Source organism: Pseudomonas sp. NPDC087697, assembly GCF_044743155.1.
Taxonomy (GTDB): Bacteria; Pseudomonadota; Gammaproteobacteria; order Pseudomonadales; family Pseudomonadaceae; genus Aquipseudomonas.
In genome coordinates this window covers 178369-187593 of sequence record NZ_JBIUVW010000008.1, presented here as the reverse complement: position 1 = coordinate 187593, position 9225 = coordinate 178369, and the positions used below count along the sequence as shown (strand labels likewise).

At 54.5% G+C, this 9225-nt stretch carries 8 protein-coding genes, 1 tRNA gene and 1 pseudogene; 8 read left to right on the top strand and 2 right to left on the bottom strand.

All coding sequences use genetic code 11. The features are described 5' to 3' along the window. From ihfA to ACIPIN_RS09080, 8 genes and pseudogenes are all read left to right on the top strand, one after another. A pseudogene (ihfA, locus tag ACIPIN_RS09115) lies at nucleotides 1-74 on the top strand (integration host factor subunit alpha); the annotation flags it as partial. After that, a complete protein-coding gene (locus ACIPIN_RS09110; protein ID WP_003179985.1) occupies nucleotides 55-411 on the top strand; it encodes a MerR family transcriptional regulator in 357 nt (118 codons plus the stop codon). The pseudogene ihfA and the gene ACIPIN_RS09110, both read left to right, overlap by 20 nt. Before the next feature lie 89 nt (nucleotides 412-500). Next, nucleotides 501-577: transfer RNA gene (locus tag ACIPIN_RS09105), tRNA-Pro, on the top strand. 916 nt (nucleotides 578-1493) lie between these two features. Next, the gene (locus ACIPIN_RS09100; RefSeq protein WP_401117656.1) at nucleotides 1494-1793 is read left to right on the top strand and encodes a HigA family addiction module antitoxin; all 300 of its coding nucleotides are present in this window, start codon (nucleotides 1494-1496) and stop codon (nucleotides 1791-1793) included. Nucleotides 1794-1814: 21 nt separating this feature from the next. Beyond that, nucleotides 1815-3536 carry an Eco57I restriction-modification methylase domain-containing protein gene (locus tag ACIPIN_RS09095; RefSeq protein WP_401117654.1) on the top strand — a complete coding sequence of 574 codons (1722 nt, stop codon included), beginning with the start codon at nucleotides 1815-1817 and terminating at the stop codon, nucleotides 3534-3536. A 2-nt stretch (nucleotides 3537-3538) separates the two neighbouring features. Beyond that, nucleotides 3539-4279, top strand: a complete 741-nt coding sequence (locus tag ACIPIN_RS09090; protein WP_401117652.1) for a PaeR7I family type II restriction endonuclease — start codon at nucleotides 3539-3541, stop codon at nucleotides 4277-4279. A gap of 132 nt (nucleotides 4280-4411) precedes the next feature. Continuing rightward, nucleotides 4412-5425, top strand: coding sequence for an SIR2 family protein (locus ACIPIN_RS09085; RefSeq protein WP_401117650.1), 1014 nt, complete (start codon nucleotides 4412-4414; stop codon nucleotides 5423-5425). 9 nt (nucleotides 5426-5434) lie between these two features. Next, entirely contained in the window at nucleotides 5435-7168 is a 1734-nt protein-coding gene (locus tag ACIPIN_RS09080) for an ATP-binding protein (RefSeq protein WP_401117648.1), read from the top strand. 69 nt (nucleotides 7169-7237) lie between these two features. Here the strand turns inward: ACIPIN_RS09080 and ACIPIN_RS09075 are convergent, their stop codons facing one another. Continuing rightward, a complete protein-coding gene (locus ACIPIN_RS09075) occupies nucleotides 7238-7417 on the bottom strand; it encodes a hypothetical protein (RefSeq protein ID WP_401117646.1) in 180 nt (59 codons plus the stop codon). Nucleotides 7418-7715: 298 nt separating this feature from the next. Beyond that, a partial coding sequence (gene mobH / locus ACIPIN_RS09070) for a MobH family relaxase (protein WP_401117644.1) occupies nucleotides 7716-9225 on the bottom strand: 1510 nt, incomplete at its 5' end.

Below are 9225 nucleotides of genomic sequence, written 5' to 3'. Positions count from 1 at the left end.
GCCGTGTGGTCCCCTTTCGTCCAGGGCAGAAGTTGAAGGCCCGAGTTGAGGCTTATGCTGGAACCAAGTCATAACGACGAGCTCCCCGTCATCCCAGGCAAACGCTACTTTACCATTGGTGAAGTCAGCGAGCTTTGTGCGGTAAAACCGCACGTGCTGCGCTACTGGGAGCAGGAGTTTCCTCAACTCAACCCCGTCAAGCGCCGCGGAAACCGCCGGTACTATCAGCGCCAGGATGTGCTGATGATCCGGCAGATCCGCGCGTTGCTGTACGACCAGGGGTTCACCATCGGCGGAGCGCGCTTGCGCCTTTCCGGCGATGAAGCCAAAGACGACACCACCCAATACAAGCAAATGATCCGCCAGATGATTGCCGAGCTGGAGGATGTTCTGGTGGTACTCAAGAAATAAATTCCTGCTTTTAAATACTTCCAGTTTTCAAAAGCTTGCGATATATTCTTGAGCGTTCCTCGAGATGAGGAACAGGTTTCACGCCTAGTCGGGGCGTAGCGCAGTCCGGTAGCGCACTAGCATGGGGTGCTAGGGGTCGAGTGTTCGAATCACTCCGTCCCGACCATATTTTTCAATGACTTAGCCCAATCTGAAAAGGTTGGGCTTTTTCATGCCTGGAAAATTACTCCCACATTTACTCCCACAGATATTTTGGATCTCGATAGCGGTGGGTTCACGCCGCTTTTCGGCCTTTCTCGTGCCGCTTTGGGCGCCCATCCTGTGCGATATTTCTTTTCATTTTAGGGAGTCATTAAGCTGAAGCTTGTTGTAGCTTTGTGCCATCCAATATGACGTCGACGATGCAGCAGGCTGCCCGTCCAGTTACTTCCTCGCCCGAGGCGTAGCCAGCATTCGATCGGCACAACCCGTTCCAGCACTGCATGTGTGACCTGATCGTGGGTGGGCAGATGCTTCGGTCTTGAGGTATTCGGCCAGCAGCGGTGGCGTTATCGGATGCGTCTAGGCATGAGTCGTCTACATAGGAGCGTGACTGTGCACTGCAATGCTCTCTGTCGCCCAATGGATGATGCTCGCGCCGCCTTAACCCGTGCCCTCGTTGGTGAATTATCGAGCACCTAGGAAAAGCTTGTGGCAGGACTGTGGCTAAGTAGTCATATCTATTTGAAAAGTATGAACAAAAAATAGCCTTCCAAGCTGGCTATGGGGGTTCGATTTCCTTCACCCGCTCCAGCAATTAAGTCAATAAGTTAGCTAAGAATAAGAGCGAGAAAAAGGGCGCTTCCCGCCGTTTTTGCCACAAAATGCCACTCGTGAAAATTCGCAGAAATCCGCCATTACCCGCCGCAGTCGTTTTGGACTTGTGGCGAGCTTGTGGCCAAAACTCCGTCGATGACGACAAGATCGCCATAGAAAATCCGATGATCGATACACAGCGCATCAAGCGCATAGACCGTGATTGACAAGTGTCGCTTGACGCTTGACCATTCCACTCCAGATGATGGGGGCGGGGAGGATTCGCGATGTCCGTCAACGAGCAACATCCCGGCATGCTGGTGCGGCAAGAGTGCCTTGAGCGCAGCGGCCTGTCCGTGACCGCCGGGGCTGAAATCCTGGGGGTCAGCCGACAGGCGCTCTCCAATTTATTAACAGGTAAATCCGGGATTTCTCCCGAGATGGCCATCCGGCTTGACCTGGTGTTTGGCGGCGGCGCCGAAACGTGGCTCCAGCGCCAATTAATATTCGACCTGGCCGAAGCCAGGAAACGCACCGCCGCCATTAAAGTACGGTCCCTGAACGTACAACCGAACGCTCATATTTAACCCCGATCCTTTTAAGGCCCCATGACAACATCTCTCAATCTCCATCAGCTCTCACTCCCCGACCTCTGCCCTGTTACGGCAGCCGTCCATGAACTGGCGACCACGGGCGGTGTGGAAGCACGAGGAGCTGTTTTTACCCGTAGAGAGGTTGTCGACTTCATCCTAAACCTTAGCGGTTACAGCAGCGACCAGCCACTGCACCGCCTGCGCCTGCTTGAACCGTCCTTTGGCGGCGGCGACTTTCTGATTCCGGCTATCGAGCGCCTGCTGCAAGCCTGGCAATCCAGCGATAGCAGGGGCGATGCGCCCGGCTCGTTGGCTGCGTGCATTCGTGCTGTTGAGCTGCACCACGAAACCTTCAACCAGACCAGGGCACTGGTTATCCAGACGCTGCAGGATTTCGGTATCCCCGCTCAGGACGCCCTGGCACTCGCTGACTGCTGGCTGATACAGGGCGATTTCCTGCTGGCCGAGATTGCCGTGCAATTCGACTTTGTCGTGGGCAATCCACCTTATGTCCGACAGGAGCTGATCCCCGACGTGCTGATGGCCGAATACAGGTCCCGGTACAAAACGATCTATGACCGGGCGGACCTCTACATTCCCTTTATCGAGCGGTCCCTTAGCCACCTCACGAAGGGCGGCAACCTGGGCTTCATCTGCGCGGACCGCTGGATGAAAAACCGTTATGGCGGACCGCTGCGCCATATGGTTGCCGGAGGCTTTCACCTGAAAGCCTATATCGATATGACCGACACGCAGGCGTTCCATACCGATGTGATTGCCTATCCGGCAATTACTCTCATCTCCCGGCAAAAATCCGGACCGACACGCATCGTGCACAGCCCCGCGCTGGACCGTCCGCACCTGAAAAAGCTTTCCGATCTCATTGCCGAGAAGACCTTGCCCTCAGGTGAGGATTCCATACGAGAAATCGCCTGTGTCACTGCGGGTGATGAGCCCTGGATTCTGGAGTCTTCGGATCAGCTGAATCTGGTTCGCCGTCTTGAATCTGCGTTCCCGACCATCGAAGAGGCGGGGTGCAAAGTCGGCATCGGCGTGGCTACCGGCGCGGACAAAGTTTATATCGCGCCCTTCGATACGCTTGATGTCGAGCCTGACCGCAAGCTGCCGCTCGCGATGACGCGCGACATTGTCAGCGGGCACATTGCGTGGCGCGGTTACGGTGTCATTAACCCCTTCATGGACGAAGGGGGACTGGTTGACCTCGAAAAATACCCGCGCTTGCGGCGTTACCTGGAAACCCACAAGGAAGTCATCACCAACCGGCACTGCGCCAAAAGCCAGCCGTCCAACTGGTATCGCACGATTGACCGGATTACGCCTTCGCTTGCGAAAAAGCCGAAGCTGCTGATCCCGGATATCAAGGGCGATGCCCATATCGTCTATGATGATGGCACTTTGTACCCTCATCACAATTTGTACTTTATCCTTTCAGACGACTGGGACCTCAAGTCCCTTCAGGCGGTGCTGCTTTCCGGTATAGCGAGACTTTTTGTATCTGTCTACTCGACCAAAATGCGTGGCGGATATTTGCGCTTCCAGGCGCAGTATCTCCGTCGTATCAGGGTTCCGCTCTGGAAGGACGTTTCTGAAGCCTTGAGGAAAGAGCTTTCCGAAGCCGCCGAGAAGCACGATATCTCGGCCTGTAACCGCGCTGTTTTTAAACTATATGGACTCACTACCGAGGAGTGCGCTGCCCTTGGTGGAAATGGAGAATAACTGTGCCGCTAGACCTTGTTGATTACGAGAGCAAGACGCCCGAAGCTGTAAAAGCCTTCTGGCAAAGCCGTGAAGACGCCAAGACAAAGCAAATGGAATCCGGCAAAGCGGATCAAGGTGAACGCGCAGGCGTAACTGGCGGAAAAAACATGGACGGTTTCACCGATCTCATTACGGAGATCGTTAGAAAAAATGGCCTGGCCCACGCACAGATCCATCAAGCAAAGTCCGTACTGACCCTTCCGGGCTACTTCAGACCCACAAAGCTGTGGGATGTGGTCGTTATGCACAAGGGGCAGCTGGTTGCCGCCGTTGAGCTCAAGAGCCAGGTCGGGCCGTCCTTCGGTAATAATTTCAATAACAGAACGGAAGAGGCCATCGGCACAGCACACTGCCTGTGGACAGCTTACCGTGAAGGCGCGTTCGGCAAGCAACCCAGACCTTTCATAGGCTGGCTGATGGTGGTCGAAGATGCCAAAGGCTCGCGTACCCCCGTTCGTGACAAGTCGCCTCACTTCCCGACGTTCAAAGAGTTTAATGGGGCGTCCTATCTGAACCGATACGACATTCTGTGCCAGCGGCTCATGCAGGAGCAGCTCTACTCCGCGGCTTCGCTGATCGCCTCGCCGCGTGATGCTGTCGGCTCAGGAGAGCATGCATCTCTTTCGGATTTAACCAGCTTCAAAACCTTTGTGACCAGCCTGGCAGGACATGTCGCCACCGTGGCGGCGCAGATGGAGTAATGTTGAACACCGACCTCAATCCAAATTGACTTCAGGATTGTGTACGGTGATCCCAAGGGTATTGAGCCTTGTAGGCTGATAGGCCGCCAGGCGTAGTTTTTTCGGATCGACACAAACGGCAAGGATGAAATTTTGTCAGACCTGAATTTTCAAAAACAAGCGCAGGACTATTACAGCAAGGCTCCTCTCATCATCCTGGGCAGCGGCGCATCGGCGGCCCATGGCATGTCTGGCATGTGGGCGCTTGCGAAGCACCTTGTCGCAAATACCGACATTTCAGGTTTATCCGCTGGCGAGATAGAAGCCTGGGAGAAATTCTGCCAGGTCTTAGATGCTGGCGTTGATCTGGAGTCGGCGCTGCACCAGGTGGCTGTTACTGACGAGCTAACTTCCAGAATTATCAAAGCAACCTGGTCGCTCATCAACGCTGAAGACATTCACATTTTCAACGAAAGCCTTCAGAACCAGGCGATGTTCCCGCTGAGCCGACTGCTGCGCCACATGTTCAAAAGCAGCCTCACCAAACTAAATATCGTTACTACGAATTACGACAGGCTCGCCGAATATGCCTGCGATCAGGAGCGGATTCATCATTACACGGGCTTCACGCACGGTTTTTTCCGGCAACTGGCCGCGCCGAATGAGATGAATTCTGCCCGCAGGGTCAATATCTGGAAGGTTCACGGCTCGCTGGATTGGTTTAAATCGCCGCTCGAAGACATCGTGGCCCTTTCAAATATTCAAGGGATACCTGTCAATTACAAGCCGGAAATCGTAACGCCGGGAACTCAGAAATATCAAACGACGCATTTAGAGCCATACCGCTCAATCATCAACAATGCTGACCAAGCCATTACGGCGGCGAACTCTTACCTGTGCATTGGCTACGGCTTCAATGACGAGCATATTCAGCCGAAACTTATGGCGAGATGCCGGCGTCAAAATACCCCTGTCACGATTATTACCTATGCGCTTTCAGACGCGGCCAGGAAGCTAATCCTTGACGGCAAGGCGCAGAATTACCTGGCAATAGAACGGGGAGCAACCGACGAGCAGTCCATCGTCTACTCCTCTTTGGATAAGGCTCCATTGACCGTTGAAAAAAACATCTGGAGTCTTGAGGGTTACCTGTCACTCATCATGTAGGGAGAAGAGATGCCGATTTTTAACTTTAAGGATGAAGCCGCGCTTGGGAAGGTTGCCTCCGTCGACACGACAAACGTTATTGTGGACGTGGAAAATGTCGACCAACTCAAGAGGTTGCAAGTCAACCACCTGGCCGTGCTCCAAAGCAGCAGGCCCGGACAGCATCTCATCGGCCTCATCACCCAGGTGACCCGCAAGCGCGGCATCGAGGACATCACAGGCGATGGCATCAGCGACCAGACTTCAGAACTGAACCTGTGCAAAATCGCCCTGATTGGCACCATGCTGGATCGTGACGGCGGCAAAGAAAACGTCTTTCGCCGCACCCTGGAAAGCGTTCCGGAAATCGACGCGAATTGCTTTTCGCTAGAGGGCGAAAACCTTACCAACTTTATGCGTACGCTCTCCAGCGTCTCAGCCGATGGGAATGCCCTGACGCTGGGCAAATACACACTGGACGAACATGCCGTTGCCTACCTCAACGGTAATAAGTTTTTCCAGCGCCACGCCTTCATCGGCGGTAGCACCGGATCAGGTAAATCCTGGACGACAGCCAAGATCATTGAGCAGATGGCAGGGCTCTCTACGGCTAACGCCATTGTTTTTGATCTTCATGGTGAATACTCGCCGTTGGTGGGCCAAGGTATTCAGCACTTCAAAGTGGCCGGTCCCGCAGATGTTGAGGCTAAACGCACCATTGATGACGGTGTGCTTTACCTGCCTTACTGGCTGCTTTCGTATGAAGCACTCGTGGCAATGTTTGTTGACCGGAGTGACCAGAATGCGCCCAACCAGGCCATGATTATGGCGCGTGAGATCAACCAGGCCAAAAGAAAGTATCTGGAGGATGGCGACCAGCAGGAAATTCTGAAGCACTTCACCGTAGATAGCCCGGTTCCATTCGATCTGAATGTCCTGATGGGCAGGCTGAACGACATCAACGTGGAGATGGTACCGGGGGCTGCTGCCGGTAAAGAAAAACAGGGTGATTTTTTTGGAAAGCTCGCCCGGATGATTTCACGGCTTGAGAATAAAATTTCCGATAGACGCCTTGGTTTTATGTTCAATGGTGGTGGAGACGTTCTGGATTTTTCCTGGCTTGAAAAGTTCACCACTGCCGTGCTCGGCAGCTCTGGGGAAAATGGCAAAGCTGGTATCAAGATCATCAACTTTTCCGAGGTTCCATCAGACGTTCTCCCGCTGATCGTTTCTCTTGTCGCGCGGGTCACATTCTCTGTCCAACAGTGGACGCCATCCGAGCTGCGTCATCCTATTGCGCTTCTCTGTGATGAAGCCCACCTTTACATGCCCCAACGAAGCATGGCGGAATCAGCTGACGATATTTCCCTGGATATTTTCGAGCGCATCGCCAAGGAAGGCCGTAAGTACGGTGTCAGCCTTGTCGTGATAAGCCAGCGTCCGTCCGAAGTGAATAAGACGATGCTCAGCCAATGCAGCAACTTCGTATCCATGCGGCTGACCAACGCCGAGGATCAGGGCGTTATCAAGAGACTTCTTCCCGATAGCCTCGGTGGGTTCAGCGACATCCTGCCGACCCTCGATACAGGCGAGGCCTTGGTTGTTGGCGATGCGAGCTTGCTGCCAAGCAGAATCAGGATCGATGAGCCCATAAACAAACCGAATAGCGGCACGGTCAATTTCTGGGATGAATGGCAAAAGCCGGTCAAAGACAAGCGACTTTCGATTGCGGTAGATAACTGGCGTAAACAAAACATCCAGTAATTGCTTCACGGGCTGCAAGGCCTGATTGGCGGTACGGAGCGGGCGTTCATGCCCGCTCCGTATGAAGACTCAAGGGCGCAACGCTCTTGAGATCATCACGCAGTGGATATTTTCCAGCGAGGCCAGGGCATCCTGATGCTCCAGGCTTTCCCGGTCACCGCGTGCTGCGACATTGAAGACCTCCCGGTACAGCACGCGTAGTTCGCTTTCAGATTTTGTGGCCAGTTCAAAGATCGTTATCAGTTTCATTTCATGTCTCCTACGTCTTTCGGCCACCCTTCGCGGCCTTGTGACGCTGTGCCAGCACAGGCGTCGGCCACGCAGCACCCCAACTGGGCCGTAACGCGAGAGAAGGAGTCATTCATGACTTGCAGCAGGCCAGAAATAACCAATGGAGTGGTCGAACTAATGAGCCAATCCGTAGCCCGTCGAAGGCTTTTCCAGACGAGAGGTAAGGAGTGCGAGTTAGCCTATGGATGCACCATTTCAGGTAAACCCTTTCATTGGCTGAATTGCTCGCCGAGCTGGGGCTTACAGTTACGGAAATTTAAGGTTCTGCGATTTTAAGAAAAGGATTGTCGGGGGGGATCGATTCGAAAAGCAGCTTCGATTCCTCAATCAGATACCCCTTTAAGATGGTTTTCTTCCTGGGACCTCGCACTTGGCAGGCCCAGATGTTCAGACCGTCGTCACGCTTCCTATGGATCTTCAATTTCTCGAACTGCTTCTGCACCCAACGCCACTCTTCAGTTTCTTGATTGGCCCCCTGTGAAATACCAGGGAACTCTTGAGCGTAGCGTTGGAACAGGCCCGGTGTGACCAGAAATACCGAACCGCTCACTGTGTGCACCTTGGCCTTGCTGTCGTTGATGATCAGATGGTGGCTGAGGATGCCTTCCTTGACCCAGTCCAGGAAAACCTGACCCGGGTTCTCCTTCGGGGGACCTGAGCTTTCGATAGAGGGCTCTGGCGGTGCCTCATTGATTTCGGGTTCTACCGGTTCGAACATACCCAGCAGTGTTCCGAGGTAGTCGGCATCCTCCATTGCCAGTGGTTCTGGTTGCGGTGGTTTTGGAGTCGATCCCGTACTGACTGCCTTGGGCGGTGGTGGTGATGCCGAAGCGTCAGTCGAGTGGTCATCGACTGCAACGCTCACCGTTCCGCTGAACGCCTTAGGCCGGTCTTCGTTCCCCCAGATCAACGCCGGTTGAAGGCGCAGAAACGTAAAGCTCTGCTGCCAGTTTCCCTGTGCGATGAGCGCGGTCCAGATGGCTTTGCCTTCCGGTGTAGACTCGACCAGCCTATGCGACTGGAGTTCGTCGAACACAGCGATGTTGGATGAGGGAATGCCCTCAATCGCTTGCGACAGTAGATAGGCTCGCAGCTTGTCCGTAACCGTCTTGCTGACGAGCCAGAGTGCGTCTTGAGTCAACCAACCCGCGGCACCCGGCTGGTTGAGTTTCAGCTCGTGTTGAACCAGGTGACGTAGTCCGTTGATCAGGTGGTGTTGCAACGAATGAATCGGCGCTTGCAGCGCCTTGCTCGGGTTGCCACCGATGTTCTGCGCGGTGGAGACGCGGTCTGCTTGAATCACTAACTCGCCGAGTACACCTGCACGTTCGTACTGGCCAGCCAGGACATACAGCAGGCTGGCCCACAGCGATGGAAATCCACTGAGCCAATCCAAGATAGGTCGGTCGAGAATTTGGGTGTAGAGCAAGCCGGCGGCGGCACCGTGCAGGTGGTAGTCGCGACCTTTGACATAGCGAAAACGGTAGGACTGATCCAGGGGACCGTGCCAAGGATGCCAAAGACGGCCATCCTGGCGTTCGACCTGCAGGTCCACGACGATCTTCCCGATGTCATGCAGCAGGGCGCAATAAGCAATACCCGCCGACCAGGCATCGGTCTGGGCGGCTTGGTCTTCGGGCGCGGCGCCGGTGGGAAGCAGATACGACTGACGCAGTTTTAAACTGCAAGCGACCAGTTCCAGTCCATGGTCGAGCATGCCGCCGAGATACGCATGGTGGTGCGTCTCGCTGGCCGGGAGTTGCTGG

Coding starts and splice junctions, on each gene's coding strand:
- ACIPIN_RS09110 (WP_003179985.1), top strand. CDS start 55: ATGCTGGAACCAAGTCATAACGACGAGCTCCCCGTCATCCCAGGCAAA.
- ACIPIN_RS09100 (WP_401117656.1), top strand. CDS start 1,494: ATGTCCGTCAACGAGCAACATCCCGGCATGCTGGTGCGGCAAGAGTGC.
- ACIPIN_RS09095 (WP_401117654.1), top strand. CDS start 1,815: ATGACAACATCTCTCAATCTCCATCAGCTCTCACTCCCCGACCTCTGC.
- ACIPIN_RS09080 (WP_401117648.1), top strand. CDS start 5,435: ATGCCGATTTTTAACTTTAAGGATGAAGCCGCGCTTGGGAAGGTTGCC.
- ACIPIN_RS09075 (WP_401117646.1), bottom strand. CDS start 7,417: ATGAAACTGATAACGATCTTTGAACTGGCCACAAAATCTGAAAGCGAA.